We start from the raw sequence: 21,585 nt of genomic DNA, 5'->3' as shown, positions 1-21,585 counted from the left end.
TGCCGTTAGTGTTTCGATGTGGATCGAAACTTCGTCGACTTCCGGCTCGCCCCCGACGACATCTCGGCCATCCGCTTCGGGGTGTCGCCCGGTCACGAGCTCTGCCATGCGGTGCGGGTGCTGCAGCGCCCGGCCGAGCATCCGCTGCAGTGGGGGTGGCTGCGGGGTGTGCGCGACCGCGTGCCGCGCGAGGCGTTCGATCTGCTCGCCGTCGTCATCGGCGCCGAGGGGTACTTCCCCGACTTCTTCACTGCGACGCCGAGCTGGGACATGACGCCCGGCGATGAGGCCGAGCGGCTGCGATCCGTGCCGGCCGACCTCGTGCGGGCCGACCTGGCGAAGATGATCCTGCGGTCCACGGGCGCTCGGCAGGCGGCGATCACGCGCCTGCGGGAGCAGCCCGAGCGGGCGCGGGAGCTGATCGCGGACGCGTGGGAGGAGGCATGGGCGGCGCTGCTCGCGCCGGTCTGGGTGCAGCTCGAGCGGATCCTTCGCGCCGACATCGCCGTGCGGTCACGGCGTGCGGCGACCGAGGGCCTCGCTGGCATGGTGACGACGCTGCACCCCACGGTCGCGTGGAACGGCGACGCGGTGCGCGTCGGCATGCGACTGCACAGCGAGGTGCTCGACTGCCGGGGGAGCGGCCTCGTGCTCGTGCCCTCCGTGTTCGGCGGCCAGCGGTGCGCCGTGCTCACCGAGCCGCCCGCCCAGCCGACCCTCTTCTACCCCGCGCTCGGAGTCACCGAGACGTGGGCGCGCGACCCCGAGGAGGCCGAGCGGGCGCTCGGCGCGCTGCTCGGCCCCGCGCGCGCCGGCATCCTGCTCGCCGCGCACGAGCCGCGCACGACCTCGCAGGTCGCCGCCGATGCCGGCCTCGCGACCTCGACCGCCTCGCATCACCTCACGGTGCTGCGCGACGCGGGCCTCGTGGCGAGCACGCGCAGGGGCGCCAGCGTGCTGCACCTCCGCACCCCGCTCGGCGAGGCGATCGTCGGAGCGGTGCTGTGAGGAGCGCGGCTCCGACGCGCGCGACGGCTCAGTGATAGCGGCCGCTGTAGGCGTTGATGGCGGGCTGGCCGCCGAGGTGCGCGTAGAGCACGTTCGCGTCCTTGGGGATCTCGCCGCTCGAGACGAGGTCGATGAGTCCCGCCATCGACTTGCCCTCGTAGACCGGGTCGAGGATGACGCCCTCGAGGCGGCCGGTGAGCCGCATGGCCTCGTCGGTGGACTCGACCGGGATACCGTACTCGTCGCCGGCCCAGCCCTCGAGCACGGTGATCTCGTCGTCGCGCAGATCGCGGCCGAGCTCGATCAGGGCGGCCGTGTTGCGCGCGATGCGGGCGACCTGGTCGCGGGTCGCGTCGAGCTTCGCCGACGCGTCGATGCCGAGCACGCGTCGCGGGCGCCCGCCGAAGTTCGCCTCGAGGTCGGCGAATCCGGCGATCATGCCCGCCTGCGTCGACCCGGTGACGGCGCACACCACGATGGTGTCGAAGAACACGCCGAGCTCGGCCTCCTGTGCGGCGACCTCGTGCGCCCAGTTGGCGAAGCCCAGACCGCCGAGCCGGTGGTCGCTCGCGCCGGCCGGGATCGCGTAGGGCGTGCCGCCGGCGGTCTCGACGTCGGAGATCGCCTGGCGCCACGACTCCTTGAAGCCGATGCCGAACCCGGCCGGGGAGAGGCGCACGTCGGCGCCCATGAGCCGGGACAGCAGGATATTGCCGACCCGGTCGTTCACGGCGTCGGGCCAGTCGACCCAGTGCTCCTGCACGAGCACGGCCTTCATGCCGAGGTGCGCGGCGACGGCGGCGACCTGGCGCGTGTGGTTGGACTGCACGCCGCCGATCGACACGAGCGTGTCGGCGCCCTTGGCGAGCGCGTCGGGCACGAGGTACTCGAGCTTGCGCGTCTTGTTGCCGCCGAAGGCGAGGCCGCTGTTCACGTCTTCGCGCTTCATCCAGATGCGCGCGCCGCCGAGGTGGTCGCTCAAGCGGTTCACCGGGTGCACGGGGCTCGGCCCGAACGTCAGTTGGTGGCGGGGGAAGTCGGCGAGTGCCATGAGGGCTCCTTGATCCAGGTGGCGGGTTCAGGTGGCGGATGACCCGGGCGCGGTCGTGCTCGCGTCGCGGGGTGACTCGTGGAGCGGTTCGTCGAGTTGCAGCAGCCGGCCGAGCGTCGACCAGTTCGCGTGCGCAGCCGCCGCGGCCTCGTCGGCGTGCCCCGACGCGCAGAGTCCGATGATGCGGTCGTGGTCGTCGACCGACCCGCGCCCCGCGAGCGATGAGAACCGGGCGTGCTCGAGACGCCGCAGCAGGGGCGTGACGTGCTCGAGCAGCGTCGGCAGCAGCGGGTTCTCGCTCGCCCGCACTGCGACCCCGTGGAAGTCGTCGTCGGCGGAGACCGCGGCGGCGACGTCGTTCGCCTGCAGTGCCGCGGCGAACCGCGCGTTCGCCGCCCGCATCTCGTCGAGGTCGGCCTCGGTGAGTTGCGGCACCGCGTCGCGCACGGCGAGCTCGTGCAGTGCCGCGGCGATGCGCTGCGCCGCGAGGGCGGTGCGGGTGTCGAGCGGTGCGACGACCGTCTGCTTCGCGCGGCGCGTGTGCACGAGGCCGGCCGTCTCGAGCCGTGCGATCGCCTCGCGGATGGGCGTGCGGCTGACGCCGAGCCACTGCTCGAGTTCGGGGTCGCGCAGTCGCTCGCCGGGCTCGAGCTCGCCGCTGACGATCGCGTCGCGCAGCTCGCGATAGGCGTAGTCGCGCAGCGAACTCGGGCGCTCGGCGGAGCGCGTGGCAGGCAGCGGCATGCAATATATTGCAGCGGATGTCCCGCACCGATGTCAAGCCGGCGCGGACGTCCGGCGGTCGCATCGTGGGCGGCGCTCGCGGATGTCCCCCGTGCGGGGTACCGTGTGCGGCATCCGCAGGCGGGGGCGCGATGCATCCGTCGTCCGAGGCACTCGTTGATCCAGGTATCCGTTCGATCCAGAGGAGGCAACATCATGGCGAATCTCGTCGTGCACTTCGAGATCCACGCGTCCGAGCCGCAGCGGCTCGTCGACTACTACTCCGAACTGCTCGGGTGGCAGTTCACCCGGTACGACCCCGACACGCCGTACTGGGTCATCGACACCGGCGAGGGTGCCATCGGCAACGTCGCCGGGCAGCCCGGCCTCGGCATCAATGGCGGGCTCACCCAGCGAGAGGGACCGGCGCCTGAGGTCAGGGCACCGGTCAACGGATGCAACATCGTGGTCGGCGTCGATGACGTCGACGGGCTCATGGCCAAGGGCGTCGAGTTGGGCGGCACCGAAGCGCTGCCCGCCACAGACTGGCCGGGCATCGGCCGGGGCGGCTACCTGCTCGACCCCGACCGCAACATCATCGGGCTGATCTCGCCCGTGCTCTCCGACGGCACGGTCGCGATGGGGCCCGGCGCCGAGCCCGCGTAGGTCGCCGCGCGCTCCGATCGCCGCGATCACCGCCCCGCCGGCTCGACGAGCGCGCCGGCCTCGAGGTGCAGGCGACGCCCCGCGAAGCGGGCTCGCATGAGACGGTCGTGGGTCACGAGCAGCACCGTGCCGGGGAACGACGCGAGCGCGCGCTCGAGATCCTCGACGAGCGCGGGGGCGAGGTGGTTGGTCGGCTCGTCGAGCAGCAGCACGTCGTGCCCGCCGGTCACGAGCACCGCGAGCTCGAGCCGGCGGCGCTGGCCGTATGAGAGGGCGTGCAACGGCATCGACAGGTCGTCGGGGCGGAAGAGTCCGAGCGACCCGAGCGTCTGCTCGCTCGTGTCGAGGTCGACCAGGGTGCGATGCGCGAACCCCTCGACGACGGTCTCGTCGGTCGGGGCGATCGCGCTCGCCTGCCGCAGGTGCCCGACCCTCGGGGGTGCGAGGACGGTGCCCGCGTCGGGTGCGGCCTCGTGGGCGATGAGCCGCAGCAGCGTGGTCTTGCCCGCACCGTTCGGTCCGGTGATCAGCACCCGCTCCCCGGGCTCGACGTGGAGGTGATCAACGGCGAGGCGATCCCCGACCCGCACGTCGTCGAGCGCGATCGCCGCGCCCGGGACATCCGTCTCGTCGCGTTCGCCACCGAGCGGCGCCGTGAACGTGAGCGGCTCGGGCGGCGGCGCGACCGCGTGCTCGGTGAGGCGTGCGATGCGCTCCTTCGCGTTGCGGATGCGACCCATGGCGCCGTGGTCGCGGCCACGGGCGCGGAACGCGCCGGTGCCCATGCCCGGCTTGTCGAGCTTGCGCGGGATCGCGTCGAGCCGAGACGCGTTCGCCGCGACGAGGTCGCGATTGCGGGCGAGCTCGGCCTTCCACGTCTCGTACGCCTCGATCGCCTCGCGGCGCTGGGTCGCCTTCGCGACCAGGTAGCCGGCGTAGCCGTCGCCGTGGCGGGAGACTCCGCGGTCGTCGACCTCCCAGACGACGTCGGTGAGCTCGTCGAGGAACGCGCGGTCGTGCGTGACCGCGACGACCGTGCCCCGATGCGCGTGCAGGCGCGCCCGCAGCCATTCCCATGCGGCGTCGTCGAGGTCGTTCGTGGGTTCGTCGAGCAGCAGCAGCTCGGGATCCGCAGCAAGCGTCGCGGCCAGCGCGATGCGCGAGCGTTCGCCGCCCGACAGGTTCGCCCACGGGCGACCGCGCTCGATGCCGCCGACGCCGAGCGCGTCGAGGGCGACCTCGAGACGGGCGTCGGCCGCGTAGCCGTCGCGAGCCGTGAAGCGATCGACGAGCTCGCCGTACCGGCCGAGCGCCGCCGCGAGCGCGTCGCCGTCGAGTCCCGCGAGCGCGCGTTCGGCGGCGGCGAGGTCGGCCTCGAGTGCGCGCAGGTCGGCGAGCCCTGCGCCGATCGCGTCGTCCACGGTGGCGGATGTCGCGAGCTCGACCTGTTGCGCGAGATACCCGACACCGCCGGGCGCGACAACACGCACGTCGCCGTTGTCGGGCTCGAGGTCGCGGGCGATCAGGCGAAGCAGGGTGGACTTGCCGGAGCCGTTGTCGCCGATGATGCCGACGCGCTCGCCGGGTCGCACCGTGAGATCGACCCGGTCGAGCACGAGACGATCGGCGAAGCGCTTCGTGACGGCGTGCAATGAGAGTTGGGAGGTAGACGGGTACATCGAAGTCCTTCGGAACACCCGAGGTCGCGGTGCCAGCTCGCGGTATCGAAGCCCGGTGGATGGGCGGCAGGCGATAGCGATGAGCGACGCTCGGAACGATCGGTGGTCACGCACGAAGGCGCAGAACGAGACCGCGGAGCTGAGCTCGACGCGGCCGCCCACCTATGAATAGATCAACGTACCCATTGCCCGGCAGGCTAGCACATCCGTCCCGCGTGTCGGCGGCCGGTGGCAGACTGAGCCCGTGCTGCTCGACGAGCTCGTCACGACCACCGACACCGTCGCCGCGACCCGCTCGCGGTTGGCGAAGGTCGACGCGCTCGCCGACCTCCTCGGCCGGCTCCAACCCGACGAGATCGCACCGGCGGTCGGGTTCTTGGTCGGCAGGGCGCGACAGGGGCGGGTGGGCGTCGGGTGGCGTGGGTTGGCGGCGGCGATGGGCGATCCGGCAGAAGACCCGGGCCTCACGATCGCCGATCTCGACGCGCTGCTCGACCGGCTGGCCGCATTGTCGGGGTCGGGCTCGGGGTCGAGCGGTGCGCGCGCCCGCGAGCTGCGCGAGCTGACGGTGCGGGCCACCGAGCGCGAGCAGGACTTCATCGGCCGGGTGCTCATCGGCGACATGCGAACCGGCGCGCTCGAGGGCGTGCTCATGGACGCGATCGCGCGAGCCGCCGACCGGCCGGGCGATGCGGTGCGCCGAGCGGCGATGCTCCGGGGCGATCTCGGCGAGACCGCGCGGCTCGCGCTCACCGGCACGGCCGACGAACTCGACGCGGTCGGCCTCGTCGTCGGGCGGCCGGTGCTGCCGATGCTCGCGGCCACGGCGGCGACTCCAGGCGAGGCGGTCGAGGCCGTGGGCGAGGCATCCGTCGAATTCAAGCTCGATGGGGCGCGCATCCAGGTGCATCGCGCCGGCGACGAGGTGCGCGTGTTCACCCGCAACCTCGCCGACATCACGCACCGGCTGCCCGAGGTCGTCGAGGTCGTGCGGGCGATGCCCGTGCGCGACGTCATCCTCGACGGTGAAACGCTCTCGCTCGACGAAGACGGCGGGCCGCGGCCGTTCCAAGACACCATGTCGCGCTTCGGCGCCGAGCGCGCGCGTGCGACGGTGCTGCATCCGTGGTTCTTCGACGTGCTGCACGTCGACGGGCGCGACCTGCTCGACGAGCCGCTCTCATTGCGCCTCGCTGAACTCGAGCGCATCGCACCCGGCCACCGCATGCCCGGCGAAGTCACCGCCGATCCCGAGGTCGCCGAACGCGTCTCGACCGAGGCGCTTGCCGCCGGGCACGAGGGAGTCGTCGTCAAGGCGATCGACTCGCCGTACGCGGCCGGGCGACGCGGGTCGAGCTGGATCAAGGTGAAGCCCGTGCACACCTACGACCTCGTCGTGCTCGCCGCCGAATGGGGCTACGGGCGGCGCACCGGCTGGCTGTCGAACCTGCACCTCGGGGCACTCGATCCCGTGGGCGAGTTCGGTGAGCCGGGCGAGTACGTCATGGTCGGCAAGACGTTCAAGGGGCTCACCGATGCGGTGCTGCGATGGCAGACCGAGCGGTTCCCGCAACTCGAGGTGCGGCGCACCGAGTCGACGGTGTTCATCGAACCGGTCGTCGTCGTCGAGATCGCCATCGACGGTGTGCAGCGCTCGAGCCGCTACCCGGGCGGCATCGCGTTGCGCTTCGCGCGCGTCAAGGGCTACCGCGACGACAAGCGGCCCGAAGACGCAGACACGATCCAGGCGTTGCGGGGGCTGCTGCGGGGGTGATGACGACGTGGTCAGGCGCGCGGGGCTGCGGTGCTCGCGCGCACGACGAGCTCGGTCGCCACGAGCATGCTCTCGTCGCGCTCGCCCGACTCGACCTCGTGCAGCAGCGCCTCGACCGATCGGCGGCCGACCTCGCCGAAGAACTGCCGCACGGTCGTGAGCGGCGGCCAGAAGCTGCGCGACTCCTCCATGTCGTCGAAGCCGACGACGCTCACGTCGCCCGGCACCGAGCGACCCGCTTCGTGCATGGCGCGGAGCACGCCGAGCGCCATCTGGTCGTTCGCCGCGAAGATCGCCGTGACCTCGGGATCCGCCGCGAGCCGGAGCCCGAGCTCGTGGCCGGACTCGCTCGACCAGTCGCCGACGAGCGCGCGCGGCACGTCGGCGCCGTGGGCGCGCAGCGTCGCCTCCCATGACTCCCGTCGGTGGGTGGCCGAGTACGACCGTTCGGGCCCCGCGAGGTGCCAAACGGTGCGATGTCCGAGGCCGAGCAGGTGCTCGGTCGCGAGGCGTGCGCCGTGCGCCTGGTCGGTGTCGACGACGGGGTAGCGGTCGCCTGCAGTCGAGTCGACCACGACGACCGGCAGGCCGGCGGGGAGCACGACGTCGTTCTCGTCGAGCAGGTGCGCCTCGACGATGATGATCACGCCGTCGACCGCCTCCTCGCTGAGGCGGTCGAACGCGACCGAGATCTCGCCCTGGGTCGGATGCGGCACGGGGATGAGCGTGATCGAGTAGCCGGCATCGGCAGCCGCGATCGCGATGGCGTCGAGCGTGCGCATGTTGCCGAAGCTCGACAGCGTGAACATGATCACGCCGATGCTGTGGAACCGGCCCGAGCGGAGCGCGCGGGCGGCGCTGTTCGGGCGGTAGCCGAGCCTGCGCATCGCCTCGAGCACGCGCTCGCGGGTCTCGGGGTCGACGTTGTGGCGACCGTTCGACACCCGCGAGACCGTCTGGCCCGAGACGTTCGCCGCGCGCGCGACATCCGCCATCGACGGCCCGCGACGGCGGGCGGACGTCGCTTCCGATCGGATGGTCGTCATGCTCGCTCCTTCATCCATCCATGCTGGCAGTAGCGCATGTTCACGTCAACATGCTACGGTGGTCGCATCGCATGTTGACGTGAACATGCAACCCGATTGGAAACAGACGATGACAGCGACGTCCGCACCCCCGGTTCCAGCGACCGTGCGCCGCGACCGCCCGAACTGGACGGGCTGGGCGTTCGTCGCACCGTTCATGGCTGTGTTCGCCCTGGTGCTCGTGGCCCCCGTGATCTATGCGATCTACCTCAGCCTCTTCCGCGAGCAGCTGATCGGCGGCACGAGCTTCGTCGGACTCGCGAACTACGCCGAAGCCCTCGCCGACCCGAAGTTCTGGGATGCGTTCGGACGCGTGCTCCTCTTCCTCGTCGTGCAGGTGCCGATCATGCTCGGCATCGCGCTCGTCGCCGCGCTCGCGATCGACAGCGGCCGACTCCGCCTGGCCGCCTTCTTCCGAATCTCGGTCTTCCTCCCGTACGCGGTGCCCGCGGTGGTCGCGACGCTCATGTGGGGCTTCATGTACGGCACCCGGTTCGGGCTCGTGGGCAACATCAACGATTTCCTCGGACTCGATCTGCCTGCCCCGCTCTCGGCCAACTGGGTGCTCGCCTCGATCGGCAACATCGTCACCTGGGAGTTCGTCGGCTACAACATGCTCATCTTCTACGCCGCGCTCCGGGTCATCCCGACCGATCTGTACGAAGCGGCCGCCCTCGACGGAGCGGGCGCCTTCCGCATCGTCCGCCACATCAAGATCCCCGCCATCCGCGGGGCCATCGTGATCGCCGCCATCTTCTCCGTGATCGGCAGCTTCCAGCTCTTCAACGAGCCCAACATCCTGAAGCCGCTCGCCCCGAACGCGATCAGCACCTACTACACGCCGAACATGTACGCATACAACCTCTCGTTCGCCGGCCAGCAATTCGACTACTCGGCCGCGGTCGCCATCATCATGGGGCTGATCACCGTCGTCATCGCGTACGCGGTCCAGCTCTCCGGCGCACGGAAGGAGCGGACACGATGACCGAGACGCGCGCGATGACCCAGCCCGCCAAGCTCGCCGGCCGCCGCCCGGCCGCACTCCGCTCCACGGAGCGCCGCAGCAGCACGGCACCGAGGCGCTCCATCCTGCTCACGATCGTGATGGGACTCCTCGCGCTCTACGCCCTGCTGCCGCTGTTCTGGCTGGTCGTGAACTCCACGAAGACCCAGCAGGCGCTCCTGTCGAGCTTCGGACTGTGGTTCTCGGGCGACTTCGCCCTCTGGGACAACATCGTGCAGACCCTGACCTACGACGACGGCGCCTTCGTGCGCTGGTTCGGCAACACCGTGCTCTACGTCGTGCTCGGTGCAGGCGGGGCGACCCTGCTCGCGACGCTCGCCGGGTACGGCCTCGCGAAGTTCGACTTCCCCGGTCGCCGCGCGGTGTTCGCCGTCGTGCTCGGCGCGGTCGCGGTGCCGGGCACTGCGCTTGCGGTGCCGACGTTCCTCATGTTCAGCCAGATGGGGCTCACCAACACCCCGTGGGCGATCATCCTGCCCTCGCTGATCAGCCCCTTCGGCCTCTACCTCATCTGGGTCTACGCGATCGACGCCGTCCCGACCGAACTGCTCGAGGCGGCGCGCATCGACGGCGCGGGAGAGTTCCGGACGTTCTTCACCATCTCCGCCAAGCTGCTCGCGCCGGGATTCGTCACGGTGCTGCTCTTCACCATCGTCGCGACGTGGAACAACTACTTCCTCCCGCTGATCATGCTCAGCGACTCGACCTGGTACCCCCTCACCGTCGGCTTGAACGCGTGGAACGCCCAGGCGTTCACCGCCGGCGGCGAAGCGATCTTCAACCTGGTGATCACGGGCTCACTGCTCACGATCATCCCGATCATCGTCGCGTTCCTCGTGCTCCAGCGCTACTGGCAGTCGGGGCTCGCGGCGGGAAGCGTCAAGCAGTGACGGATGCCACTGCCGACACCGCGCGGCCCCGCACGACACGTGGCGACCTCGCGTTCATCGCTCCACCGAGCAGTCCTGCTCATCAGCACTCTCAACCGCACATCGAAGTGAAAGGGAACACCATGACCGCACACCGCAGCACCCGCCGCTGGGTCGGGCTCGCGACCGCCGCGGCGCTCACCGCCACGCTCGCCGCGTGCGCACCAGGCGCCCAGCAGGGCTCCGGAGATGCCACCGGCGCGACCGCCGAGGAGATCGCCGCCGCCCTCCAGGAGGAGTCGAGCATCACAGTGTGGGGCTGGGCGCCGCAGCTCGAGCCCATCGTCGAGGCCTTCGAGGAGAAGTACCCGCAGATCGACGTGAAGCTCGAGAACGTGGGCACCGGCAACGACCACTACACGAAGCTGCAGAACGCGATCAAGGCCGGCACCGGCGCTCCCGACGTCGCCCAGGTCGAGTACTACGCGCTGCCGCAGTTCGCCCTCTCCGATGCGTTCGTCGACCTCACGGACTTCGGCGCAGGTGAGCTCGAAGACGACTACACGGCCTCGACGTGGGGCTCCGTCGCGATCGGCGGGGGCATCTACGCGCTGCCGCAGGACTCCGGCCCGATGGCCATGTTCTACCGCGCGGATGTCTTCGAGCGACACGGCATCGAAGTGCCGACCACCTGGGACGAGTACATCGCCGCAGCCGAGAAGATCCACGCCGCCGACCCGAACGCGTACATCACGAACGACATCGGCGATGCGGGCTTCACGACGAGCATGATCTGGCAGGCCGGCGGCCAGCCCTACCGCGTCGACGGCGAGAACGTGACGATCGACTTCGCCGACGAGGGCTCGACGAAGTGGGCCGACACATGGAACCGGCTCGTGCAGAACGACCTCGTGGCACCCGTCCCGTCGTGGAGCGACGAGTGGTTCCAGGCGCTCGGCGATGGCAGCATCGCGACCCTCGTCATCGGAGCGTGGATGCCCGCGAACCTCGAGTCCGGTGCTCCCGATGGAGCCGGCGAGTGGCGAGTCGCGCCGATGCCGAGCTACGACGGCTCGCCCGCGGCGGCCGAGAACGGCGGCGGCGGAGACGCGGTGCTGCAGCAGAGCGAGAACAAGCTCGTCGCCTACGGATTCCTCGAGTTCCTGAACGGGCCCGAGGGCGCCGCGATCCACGCAGCGAATGGCGGCTTCCCGTCGACCCTCGCCGACCTCGAGTCCGACGAATTCCTCGGCTACGAGAGCGAGTACTTCGGCGGGCAGCAGATCAACGAGGTGCTGGTCCAGGCCGCGAAGGACGTCGTACCCGGGTGGCAGTACCTGCCTTTCCAGACGTACGCCAACAGCATCTTCGGCGACACCGTCGGGCAGGCCTACGCGTCGAAGGGCGACCTCAACGAGGGCCTCGCCGCATGGCAGGAGGCGAGCACCGACTACGGCAACGAGCAGGGCTTCACCGTCGAGAACGACTAGCACTGCGATCACCCGGCGTGCGGCCGGCGACAGCCGGCCCCACGCCCTTCCAGCCTGAACCGAGGAATCACCACGTGGCGACCATCACCATCGGCGAGCAGGACTTCCTGCTCGACAGCCGACCCCACCAGATCATCTCAGGTGCCATGCACTACTTCCGAGTGCACCCCGAGCAATGGGCCGACCGCCTTCGCAAGGCGCGTCTCATGGGGCTCAACACCATCGAGACGTACGTGGCGTGGAACGCGCACGCCCCGCAGCGTGGGACGTTCGACACCACCGGCCGGCTCGACCTCGGGCGATTCCTCGATCTCATCGCGGCCGAGGGCATGCACGCCATCGTGCGCCCCGGACCCTACATCTGCGCCGAGTGGACGAACGGCGGCCTGCCCTCGTGGCTCTTCACCGACCCGTCGGTCGGTGTGCGACGCAACGAACCGCAGTACCTCGACGCCATCGCGGAGTACCTCGACCAGCTCGCCCCGATCCTCGTGCCCCGCCAGGTCGATCGCGGTGGCCCCGTAGTGCTCGTGCAGGTCGAGAACGAGTACGGCGCCTACGGCGACGATGCGAGCTACCTCGAGCGGCTCGTCGAGCTCCATCGAGGCATCGGCCTCACCGTGCCGTTCATCACGGTCGACCAGCCGCAGCCTGAGATGCTCGAGCGCGGCAGCATCCCCGGCCTGCACAGGACCGCGTCGTTCGGCTCCCGCGTGACGGAGCGCCTCGCGACGCTGCGCCGCCACCAGCCGACCGGACCGCTCATGTGCAGCGAGTTCTGGTGCGGCTGGTTCGACCACTGGGGCGCGCACCACCATACGACGGATGCCGCATCCTCCGCTCGCGAGCTCGACGTGCTGCTCGCCGCAGGGGCATCCGTCAACATCTACATGTTCCACGGCGGCACGAACTTCGGCCTGACGAACGGCGCCAACGACAAGGGCGCCTACCAGCCGTACGTGACGAGCTACGACTACGATGCCCCGCTCGACGAGGCGGGCGACCCCACGGCCAAGTACTGGGCGTTCCGGGAGGTCATCGCGCGCTACGCACCCGTCCCCGACGAGAAGCCCGCGATGTCCGGTCCCGCCCCGGAACTCGTGGTCGAGCTCGAGGGCCACGCCTCGCTGTGGAGCGTGACCGACGACCTGGGCGAGCAGTCGCCGCACGACGAACTCCCCACGATGGACGACCTCGGCATCTTCGAGGGGTTCGTGCTGTACTCGGCGGACATCGCGGCGGACGGCTCCGCCGTGTTCGACGTGGACGAAGTGCGCGACCGCGCCCACGTCTTCGTCGATCAGCGACCGGTCGGCGTCCTCGAGCGCGAGCAGCGCGCGTCTGCGATCAGCCTCCCCGACGACGTGCGAGGTCGGCTCGACGTGCTCGTCGAGGACCAGGGCCGGGTCAATTACGGCCCCCGCATCGGCGAGGCCAAGGGCCTCATCGGCTCGGCGCGACTGAACGGCCAGACGCTCGGGCGCTGGTGCGTGCGCCCCCTCGACATCGGCCGGCTCGATGCCGTGCGACCTCGTCTCGTTCCGAATGGACCTGTCGTCGGGCCCGCGTATCGCCGCGGGGGATTCACACTCGACGCGCCCGCCGACCTCTTCCTCGACACCAGCGGCTGGGGCAAGGGCGTCGTGTGGATCAACGGGTCGATGATCGGCCGGTACTGGTCGGCGGGCCCCCAGCGTACGCTCTACGTGCCCGCCCCGTTCCTCACGGCGGGCGCCAACGAGATCATCGTGCTCGAGCTGCATGGAGCGGCCCGGCCCACGCTGCGGTTCGTCGCGCGCCCCGACCTGGGCCACACCGACTTCTGACGCCGGTCGCTGGTGGCCGGCACCGGCGGCGGGCACCGGCGGCTACCCGGGCTCCAGGCGACGTGTCGGCGGCCGGGTTCCGCGCCTCCGCTCGTACCGAAAACAGGAAGACACGCCGTAGCGGGCTCGAAAACAGGCGATCGCGACGGCGTGTCGCGCGAGAGTTCCTGTTTTCGCGCGCGGGGGCAGGGAAGGCGCGCGCGTCACCCCGCCCTCGCGCCCACCACTGCATCGGCGAGCTCGTGCGGGCACGCCTCGGCTGCGACATCCGGCCCGCCGACGGCGGCGAGTCGATCCAGCGCGACGAGGGTACCCTGGCGGTCGTCGAGCGACCAGCGCACCTCGACGAGGCGCGAGAGGATCGCGATCTGCTTGGCGGTGTCGCCGGCGTCTGCCGCGACCCCGAGCGCCTCGTCGAGCAGGGCGACGCGCTCGAGCGGTGTCGCCCGTTCGGCACGCAGCACGAGGCCGCGGGTGACGCACCGGAGGTCGCCGAGCCTGCGGAACCTGCCGACGAGCCCCTCGAGCTCGCCCGGTGAATCGGAACCGAGCGTGGCCTGCACGAGCTGCGCGTGCGCGAGCTCGTGCTCGTTGCCGATCGAGTGCGCGTAGTCGACGCACTCGGCCGCCCACTGCGCCGCGCGGTCGAGCTCGATGCCGGCCTCGGCGGCGGTGTGCGCCATCATGTAGCGCGTGTTGTTGACGTGGATCTCATCGCCGGCGAGCGCGTAGCCGCGCATCGCGGCCTCGAACTCGGCGATCGCACGCCGGGCCCCCTCGACCGTCGAGTCGCGCATCGCGAGGCCCCGCATCTGGCGCACGGCAGCGAGATCCCACTCCTCGTGCTGTGCGGCGGCGAGACGGGCGGCCTCGTCGAGGTGCTCGAGCGCCGAGTCGTGGCGCTCGGCGTAGGCGTCGGCCAGACCGGCGAGGTGGTGCGCCGCGAGCAGGTCGTGATCGTCGGCCGCCAGCGCGAGGGCGCGCTGCGCGAGTTCGCTCACGAGCGCGACGTCCATGAACGCCAGTGCGGTGCCGATCGACAGCAGCTGCGACGGGGAGGCGGCCGCGAGGAAGCCCTCGTCGTGCGCGGCCATCGCGAGCGTGCGGATGCTGTCGGCGTCGGATCCGAACTGCTCGACGCCGATCGAGAGCGAGTTCGCGAGCGAGACCGCAGCCGGATGCCGCGCCGCGAGCGCCCACCGCAGCGCGGCGTTGACCTCGGGGCACAGCGTCTCGGACCGGTGCACGGCCTCGAGGCTGCTGTCGGTGCGGGCCGTCGCGACGAACACGAGCACGCTCTGGTCGAGGTACTCGGCGTGCTGCCGCAGCACCTCGTGGATGATCTCGGGATCGGTGCGCGAGCGCACGAACTCACGAGTGACGGCGAGCAGGCGGAACCGCCTCGGGTGTCCGCCCGCAGGCACGATCAGCGAGTGGTCGAGGAGGCGCAGTACGACCCCTTCGGCACCCGGATGCGTGACCGCGGCAGCCAGGTCGACGTCGAACGTGCGCGGCAGCGCGCCGAGCCGGCAGAGCACCTCGCGCTCCTCGTCGGTCAGCAGGTCCCAGGTCCACTCGAACGCCGTCTCGAGGGTGCGATGCCGCCCCTCGGGCACCGCGCGGTCGAGGGTGGCGAAGTCGCGCTCGAGGCGCGAGGCGAGCTCGGCGAGCGAGAGGTGGCGCGCGACGGCCGCCGCGAGCTCGATCGCGAGCGGCAGCCCGTCGAGACGAGCGCAGACCTCGGCCGCGAGCTCCACCTCGCCCGGCGACGCGCGCGATGCCGAGAGACGCATCGGCGCCGCCTCGGTTCGCCCGGCCGCCGCGAGCCGGTCGAGGAACATCGTCACGGCGGGGGCATGCTCGTCGCCCACCGCGAGCGGCGCGAGCGCATAGACCGCTTCGCCGGCGTCGCCGATCGGCGTGCGCGAGGTGGTCAGCACCCGCAGCGCCGTCGCGGTGGCGTGCGCCCGCGCGACCGTCTCGCCGACTGCGACACCGACCCGGTCGACGTTGTCGAGCACCAGCAGGTACGGGTGGGTGGCGAGCGCGAGCGACACCGACGACGCCACGTCGCTGCCCGGACCGGCCTCGAGGTCGAGCGCCCGCGCGATGCGGGCGACGACGTCGCCGGGCTCGGCATGCTCGAGCTCGACGACCACCGGCACGCGCTCGTCCATGCTCGCGAACTCGAGCGCGAGCCGCGTCTTGCCGACACCGCCCGGGCCCACCACGGTCACCCACGAGTGGTCGTCGATCAGCGCGCCGAGGGCGGCGAGGTCGGCCTCACGGCCGACGAACGCGTTGTGCGGAAGGCGAACGGATGCCGCCCGCTCGCGTCGCTCGCCGGCCGCCGCCATCAACTCGCCCCGGCTCTCGGCGCCGAGCTTGCGCTTCAGGCTCGCGATGTGGCTCTCGACGGTGCGCACCGAGATGAACAACTCCGCCGCGATCTCGGGGTTGCTCAGTCGCCGCTCGACTGCGGCGAGGACCGCGCTCTCGCGAGGGGTCAGCGTGTCTTCACGGGTCGACACGGCGCTCAGTCTAGAACGGCGCGCCCTGCGCCGCACGGGTTTTCGTGCCCGTTCGGCGGCCACGATGTCACCGGGGCGACCGGGGCGACCGGGGCGACCGTGGCGATCGGGGCGACCGGGGCGACCGGTGCGACCGGGGCGACCAGTGCGACCGGGGCGACCAGTGCGCGCAGGGCGTCGCCGGCGAGTGCCTTACGAGGCGAGCGGGCGCGGTGGCATGAGCGGCCCGAGGCGCCGGGGGAGCAGGGCGCGGATGCCTCGGCGCGGGCGCGCGGCATCCGTCACCCCCGCGGCGGCCTCGGCGGTCTCGGCGGCGCGCTCGGCGATCACTCGTCGCCGCTCGAGGTCGCGCAGCATGCGCTGCTCGGCAGCGCGGTGCAGTGCTGCTGCGACGTAGTCTTCGCTGAGGTACATGATGGTCTCTCCTTCGGGGGTGCCCCGAGGCTCACCGCTTTCGCGCGGTGAGCAGCAGGTACTCCCACTGCATCGGTTCGCCGGTCCTGCCGAGGCCGTGTTCGGCCGCGAGGGCGACGAGGGCATCGTCGAGCGCACGAACCTGGTCGGGGTCGTCGGCGATGCGGTTGTAGACGGCGATGGTGGGGCCGTAGTTGGTCTTGAAGTAGTCGCGGAACGCTTCGGGCGTCGTGAGGGCGTCGATCGCGACGGTCTGGCGCTTGGCGTCGACGTCGTCGACGCGGTCGCCGAGCAGTTCGCGCACGTGCTGCTCATCGCCCCAGAGCGGTGCCGGCTGCGCGCCGTCGGGCAACGGCGCCGCGAACGGCTTCATGGTCTTGAACATGCGGCCGATGAACCCGTCGGGGGTCCAGCTGATGAGGCCGATGCGCCCGCCTCGCGCGGTGACGCGGACGAGCTCGTCGGCGGCCTGCTGGTGGTGGGGTGCGAACATCACGCCCACGCATGAGAGCACCACGTCGAACGAGCCGTCGGGGAACGGCAGCGCCTCGGCATCGGCCTCGCGCCACTCGAGCTCGGCCCCAGCCTCGGTGGCGAGGCGCCGACCGACGTCGAACAATTCGGGCGTGAGGTCGCTCGCGACGACGGTCGCACCGTGCAGTGCCGCCGGAATGGCGACGTTCCCGCTGCCGGCCGCGACGTCGAGCACGCGTTCACCGGGCTGCACCGCGGTTGCTGCGACGAGGCGCGGCCCGAGCCGCCAGATGAGTTCGCTCGCGAGCCTCGGGTAGTCGCCCGAGGCCCACATCGCGCGGTGCTTCTGCTTGAGCGCGCGGTCGGCGTCGGATCGGATGGCGGGAATGGTCTGGGCGTCGGACATCGGTGGTCTCCTTGCTGGGATGGGAAGCAGGCAGATTCGGATGCTTCGGGGCCAGCGTGCTCGCACCGCCGAGTCGCGACATCCGTGCAGCACACGGAGATTTCGTCAGGGAGCGCCCGGAACGCGACGATGCGGATGCCGCGTGGTCGCAGCATCCGCACCGTCGTCGACTCAGTCCGCGGCCGTCCCGAGGTCGCGCATCGGGTTGCCGTTCTTGACGTTCGCGGGCTTCACCTTGCGGCGCTCGCCGTTCACGACGACCGTGACGTTGCTCATGTTCGGTGCACGGTCGGCGCGCACGTCGTACGAGGTGACCCGTCCGTCACGCCACTCGCAGCTGATCTCGTAGCCCCCTCGGGCACGCAGGCCGGTGAACGAACCGCTCGGCGCCCAGTCGCTCGGCAGGGCGGGCAGCAGGTGGATGACACCGCCGTGGCTCTGCAGCAGCATCTCGGGGATCGCGCCGGCGATGCCGAAGTTTCCGTCGAGCTGGAACGGCGGGTGGTTGCAGAACAGGTTCTGCAGCGTGTTGTAGGTGAGCAGGCCGCGAACCATGACCTTCGCCCGCTCGGCGTCGCCGAGGCGCGCGAACAGCGCCGTACGCCACGGCCAGGTCCACGACCTGCGGCTGTCACCCGACACGGTGCCGGGGGTGAACGGCACGCCCTCCTTCTCGCCGCAGCGCGCCTTCAGCGAGACGAGCGCCGCGGCCGCCAGCTCGGGCGTCGCCGCGGTGATCTGCCGGCCCGGGTAGACCGCGAACAGGTGCGACGTGTGGCGGTGCAGGTCGTTCGGGTCGTCTCGGTCGGTCTGCCACTCCTGCAGCTGGCCCCAGCGGCCGATCTTGTTCGGCGCGAGTCGGGACTGCAGGCCGGCGATCGTCGTGCGGTACTCGGCGTCGACCTCGAGCGCCTCGGCGCATTCGACATAGTTCTGGAACAGGTCCCAGATGATCTGCTGATCGTGCATGACGCCGTCTTCGCGCGGGCCGTGCTCGGGCGACCAGCCGTTGGGTGCGACGAGGGTGCCGTCGGGCAGTTCCTTCAGCTCGTGCACCCAGAATTCGCAGATCTCCTTGATGAGCGGGTAGCCGAGCCGCTCGAGGAAGTCCATGTCCTGCGTGAACGCCCAGTGCTCGTAGAGGTGCTGCGCGTACCAGGCGCTCGCGATGGTGTTCCACTCCCACGAGTTGCCGCCGAAGATGCTCTGCGACGTGCGGGCCGTCCACCCGGGGGTGTCCTCGCCGAACGCGTTCCTCGTCGCCACACGACTCGGCACGGCGACCTGTTCGATGAACGCGGCGAGCGCCTCATGGCTCTCGGGCAGGTCGGTCGTCTCGGCGCTCCAGTAGTTCATCTGCACGTTGATGTTCGTGTGGTAGTCGGAAGCCCATGCCGGCTGGTTGCTGTTGTTCCACAGCCCCTGCAGGTTCGCGGGGAGCCCGCCGGGCTTCGACGAGCTGATCAGCAGGTATCGGCCGTAGTCGTACATGGCCTGCTCGAGCGTGGGATCGGCCGCGCCCGTCGCGTACCGGGCGAGCCGCTCGCTCGTCGACAGCGTGAGCACGCCGGGGTCGGTGTCGCCCCACTCGATCGCGGCGCGCGAGGTCAGCTCCGAGACCTCGTCGACGTGCTCCGTGAAGAGGTCGTCGTACGAGCGACCCGCCGCGGCGGCGATCGCCGCATCGATGCGGGGCTGCGGGGCGGCCCCGCGCCATCCGTCGGCGGCGCTCATCTTGTAGTCGGTGCGGGCATCGAGCAGAAGGGTGAGGCGCGTGGCGCCGGCGATGCGAAGCGTCTCGCCCGACGCGGAGATCTCGCCGTCGGCATCGACGACGCGCACGGTCGCCGCGTGCTTCAGGCCGTTGCCCATGGCGCTCGCGAACCCGAGCCCGCGACCGTCGCCGTGAGCCGAGGTCGGGGCGTTCTCCTGGGCGGAGGTGAGCGACAGCTCGGCCGACATGCCCGCCGCGGAGTCCGTCGTGTAGCGCAGCACGATGACGTCGGCGTCGCGGCTCGCGAACGCCTCGCGCAGCACGCGGCCGGCGACCGTCGCGTACGAGGTCGCGTGCAGGCCGATCGCCGGGTCGAGGGCACGGCGGTACTCCGCGACGGCGGCGCGCGTGGCGGTGTCGGTCGATGCGCTCGCGAACGCGACCCTCGCCAACTGCAGCGGCGTGGTCGGCGAGGCCGTCGTGAACGTCAGTCGGTAGCTCGAGTAGGCCGTCGAGTTCGCGAACGTGAAGCGCTGCTCCTCGCCGCGAGCCGTGAACGGCGATCCGCCCGTACGCGTGTCGAGGGTCTTCCAGTCGCGCCCGTTCACCGTCGCCTCGAGCACCCAGCCCCGGGGGTCGTGCTCGGGAGCGTCGGGGCCCGCCTGCAGCCGGTACGACGTCATGGCGTGTGCCGCGGGAAGGTCGAGCTGCCACTGCACGCCGTCGCCCGGCTCATCGACGCGCCACACCGTCGCGGCGTCGTTGTCGACGCTGCGCGTGATGTCTGAACCGGCGGATGCCCCCGCCGCGTGGCCGCTGGGAGACGACACGTAGACCGTCGCCCCTGATGCCAGGCTGACGCCACCCAGCGCGATCTCGCCGACCTGGAAGTGCGAGACGCCTGGCTTGGGCGTGATCACGAACCGGTAGAAGCGGTACGCCTCGGAGTTCGAGAACGTGAACTGCTTGGCCTGGAACCGTTGTTCGAACGGCGCGACGTGGCGGGTGTCGAGCGTCAACCAGGCGGAGCCGTCTGCGGAACCCTCGAACACCCAGTCCTGCGGGTCGCGCGCGGGCACGTCGTTGGCACTCGTGAGCGTGTAGCTCGTGACGACGGTGGCCTCGGGGAGCTGCGCCTGCCACTGCACGGTGGCGGGCGGCGAGATGATGCACCACTTGGTGCCCGCGTTGCCGTCGTAGGTCTTCTCGAGGCTCTCGGATCCCGAGATCTGGTACGGGCCGCCCGGCGACGTGACCTTCGGGCGAGCAGCGAACGTGATGCGCAGCGACCCGAAGTCACGGTACGAGCCGAAGCCGAGCATGCCGGTGTCGAAGGCGCCGTCGGGCTGGCCCATGAGCGCGTTGTCGTAGTTGTTGACGCCGCCCCAGAGGCTCTGCTCGTTGAACTGCACCACCTCTTCCTCGGGGGCGCCGTAGAGCATCGCGCCGAGGCGCGCATTGCCGATCGGCAGGGCCTGCGACTGCCAGTCGGTGGCCGGCAGCCGGTACCAGAGCGACTTCGGCGAGAGGTCGGGCACGGTGACTGGTGCACCCGCCGCGCGGAATGCCGAGCCGGTGAGCGGGGCGGCGGCGGCCGGTCGCGAGGCGACGAAGTCGGTCAGCAGGGGCGACAGGGCGACGATGCCGCCGAGTTGGAGGACACGTCGGCGGGGCAGTTGAGATTCGAGAATCATGAAGTCTCCTGAGCATCATTGGTCTGTTGTTTCATCGCGTTGCGTACAGCATTGCGGCATCCGCAGGCAACACCCTCCATGATGGCGAAGGAAAGATCGGATGTATAGGGCGATTTCATGCTCGTTCGATGACGTCGCGCTCATGGCGCGCTCATAGCCCGCGCACAGCACGCAACCGCATTCGAGTGGCACGGTGGCTGCAACGTGAAGGAGACGACGACGATGACCGAGACCCCCACCGACCCCCGCTGGCTCGACGAGCACGGCAACCCGATCGACGAAGACCACCGCGGCCTCGTCTACGACATCCGCACCCTCATCGACCGCCGCCGCGCCCTCGGCATCTTCGGCGGTATCGGCCTCACCTCGCTGCTCGCGGCGTGCGCCGCACCCGAACCCCAGACGCCCGCGAGTGCGACGACCCCCGCCACGGGCGACGCATCGCCGTCGACATCCGCCACCGCCGGGGCATCCGATCCGCTCACCGAGGTGCCCGACGAGACCGGCGGACCCTACCCGGGCGACGGCTCGAACGGCGTGAACGTGCTCGACGACTCGGGCATCGTGCGCAGCGACATCCGCTCGAGCTTCGGATCCTCGACGGTCGTCGCCGAGGGCGTGCCGCTCACGATCGAGCTGACCGTGCGCGATGCGGCGACCGGCAGCGCGCTCGTCGGCGCGGGCGTCTACCTCTGGCACTGCGACCGCAACGGTGACTACTCGCTGTACACCGGCGGGCTCGACGACGTGAACTACCTGCGCGGCGTGCAGGCGACCGACGAGATGGGCACCGTGCGGTTCACCTCGATCTACCCGGCCTGCTACTCGGGGCGGTGGCCGCACATCCACTTCGAGGTCTACTCCGATGTCGACAACGCCGTCGCCTCTGGGCCGATCGTGAAGACCTCGCAGATCGCGCTGCCCGAAGAGGCCAACGCACTCGTCTACTCCACCGCGGGTTACGAGCAGAGCGTGCGCAACGTGTCGCAGGTGAGCCTCGCGGGCGACAACGTGTTCGGCGACGACGGCGGCATCCACCAGATCGCGAGCATGTCGGGCTCGGTCGCGAACGGCTACACCGCGGCGCTCACGATCGGCGTGTGAGGCGTGTGAGGCGTGTGAGGCGTGTGAGGCGTGTGAGGCGAGTGAGGCGTGTG

General features: G+C 70.8%; 16 protein-coding genes. 8 read left to right on the top strand and 8 right to left on the bottom strand.

The annotated features are described in order from the left end of the window. The first annotated feature begins 18 nt into the window (after positions 1 to 18). Positions 19 to 1,008, top strand: a complete 990-nt coding sequence (locus tag LQ757_RS12145) for an ArsR/SmtB family transcription factor (protein ID WP_231047508.1) — start codon at positions 19 to 21, stop codon at positions 1,006 to 1,008. 28 nt (positions 1,009 to 1,036) lie between these two features. On the opposite strand, the gene LQ757_RS12140 is transcribed toward LQ757_RS12145, so the two are convergent. Continuing rightward, entirely contained in the window at positions 1,037 to 2,059 is a 1,023-nt protein-coding gene (locus LQ757_RS12140) for a 1-aminocyclopropane-1-carboxylate deaminase (protein ID WP_231047507.1), read from the bottom strand. A 27-nt stretch (positions 2,060 to 2,086) separates the two neighbouring features. Further along, positions 2,087 to 2,803: a GntR family transcriptional regulator gene (locus tag LQ757_RS12135; RefSeq protein WP_231047506.1), complete on the bottom strand. Its 717-nt coding sequence runs from the start codon at positions 2,801 to 2,803 to the stop codon at positions 2,087 to 2,089. 195 nt (positions 2,804 to 2,998) lie between these two features. Here LQ757_RS12135 and LQ757_RS12130 point away from each other — a divergent pair, with 195 nt between their 5' ends. Continuing rightward, positions 2,999 to 3,448, top strand: a complete 450-nt coding sequence (locus LQ757_RS12130) for a VOC family protein (RefSeq protein WP_231047505.1) — start codon at positions 2,999 to 3,001, stop codon at positions 3,446 to 3,448. 26 nt (positions 3,449 to 3,474) lie between these two features. Here LQ757_RS12130 and abc-f read toward each other — a convergent pair whose 3' ends face one another. Then, complete coding sequence (gene abc-f, locus LQ757_RS12125) at positions 3,475 to 5,127, bottom strand: ribosomal protection-like ABC-F family protein (RefSeq protein ID WP_231047504.1); 1,653 nt, start codon at positions 5,125 to 5,127, stop codon at positions 3,475 to 3,477. 244 nt (positions 5,128 to 5,371) lie between these two features. Between abc-f and LQ757_RS12120 the strand changes: the two genes are divergently transcribed. Beyond that, positions 5,372 to 6,901: an ATP-dependent DNA ligase gene (locus LQ757_RS12120; protein ID WP_231047503.1), complete on the top strand. Its 1,530-nt coding sequence runs from the start codon at positions 5,372 to 5,374 to the stop codon at positions 6,899 to 6,901. 11 nt (positions 6,902 to 6,912) lie between these two features. On the opposite strand, the gene LQ757_RS12115 is transcribed toward LQ757_RS12120, so the two are convergent. Then, complete coding sequence (locus tag LQ757_RS12115) at positions 6,913 to 7,947, bottom strand: LacI family DNA-binding transcriptional regulator (RefSeq protein ID WP_231047502.1); 1,035 nt, start codon at positions 7,945 to 7,947, stop codon at positions 6,913 to 6,915. 109 nt (positions 7,948 to 8,056) lie between these two features. On the opposite strand from LQ757_RS12115, the gene LQ757_RS12110 reads away from it, so the two are divergent. The 4 genes from LQ757_RS12110 (at position 8,057) to LQ757_RS12095 (ending at position 13,195) form a co-directional block, all read left to right on the top strand. Beyond that, entirely contained in the window at positions 8,057 to 8,971 is a 915-nt protein-coding gene (locus LQ757_RS12110) for a carbohydrate ABC transporter permease (protein WP_231047501.1), read from the top strand. A gap of 119 nt (positions 8,972 to 9,090) precedes the next feature. After that, on the top strand, positions 9,091 to 9,900 hold the full coding sequence (locus LQ757_RS12105; protein WP_372459662.1) for a carbohydrate ABC transporter permease: 810 nt from the start codon (positions 9,091 to 9,093) through the stop codon (positions 9,898 to 9,900). A 122-nt stretch (positions 9,901 to 10,022) separates the two neighbouring features. After that, a complete protein-coding gene (locus LQ757_RS12100; protein WP_231047500.1) occupies positions 10,023 to 11,369 on the top strand; it encodes an ABC transporter substrate-binding protein in 1,347 nt (448 codons plus the stop codon). Positions 11,370 to 11,443: 74 nt separating this feature from the next. Further along, entirely contained in the window at positions 11,444 to 13,195 is a 1,752-nt protein-coding gene (locus LQ757_RS12095; protein WP_231047499.1) for a glycoside hydrolase family 35 protein, read from the top strand. Positions 13,196 to 13,398: 203 nt separating this feature from the next. Here LQ757_RS12095 and LQ757_RS12090 read toward each other — a convergent pair whose 3' ends face one another. From LQ757_RS12090 to LQ757_RS12075, 4 genes are all read right to left on the bottom strand, one after another. Beyond that, on the bottom strand, positions 13,399 to 15,726 hold the full coding sequence (locus LQ757_RS12090) for an ATP-binding protein (RefSeq protein WP_231047498.1): 2,328 nt from the start codon (positions 15,724 to 15,726) through the stop codon (positions 13,399 to 13,401). A gap of 192 nt (positions 15,727 to 15,918) precedes the next feature. After that, the gene (locus tag LQ757_RS12085) at positions 15,919 to 16,140 is read right to left on the bottom strand and encodes a hypothetical protein (RefSeq protein ID WP_231047497.1); all 222 of its coding nucleotides are present in this window, start codon (positions 16,138 to 16,140) and stop codon (positions 15,919 to 15,921) included. A 31-nt stretch (positions 16,141 to 16,171) separates the two neighbouring features. After that, on the bottom strand, positions 16,172 to 17,020 hold the full coding sequence (locus LQ757_RS12080; RefSeq protein ID WP_304504434.1) for a class I SAM-dependent methyltransferase: 849 nt from the start codon (positions 17,018 to 17,020) through the stop codon (positions 16,172 to 16,174). Positions 17,021 to 17,191: 171 nt separating this feature from the next. Continuing rightward, positions 17,192 to 20,428 (bottom strand): glycosyl hydrolase family 95 catalytic domain-containing protein, encoded by a 3,237-nt coding sequence (locus LQ757_RS12075; RefSeq protein WP_231047496.1) that lies wholly within the window; start codon positions 20,426 to 20,428, stop codon positions 17,192 to 17,194. A gap of 222 nt (positions 20,429 to 20,650) precedes the next feature. Here LQ757_RS12075 and LQ757_RS12070 point away from each other — a divergent pair, with 222 nt between their 5' ends. Continuing rightward, positions 20,651 to 21,532, top strand: a complete 882-nt coding sequence (locus LQ757_RS12070) for an intradiol ring-cleavage dioxygenase (protein WP_231047495.1) — start codon at positions 20,651 to 20,653, stop codon at positions 21,530 to 21,532. Positions 21,533 to 21,585 lie beyond the last annotated feature (53 nt).

This window comes from Agromyces cavernae, assembly GCF_021044935.1.
Lineage (GTDB): Bacteria > Actinomycetota > Actinomycetes > Actinomycetales > Microbacteriaceae > Agromyces > Agromyces cavernae.
This window is presented reverse-complemented; position numbering and strand designations above follow the sequence as displayed.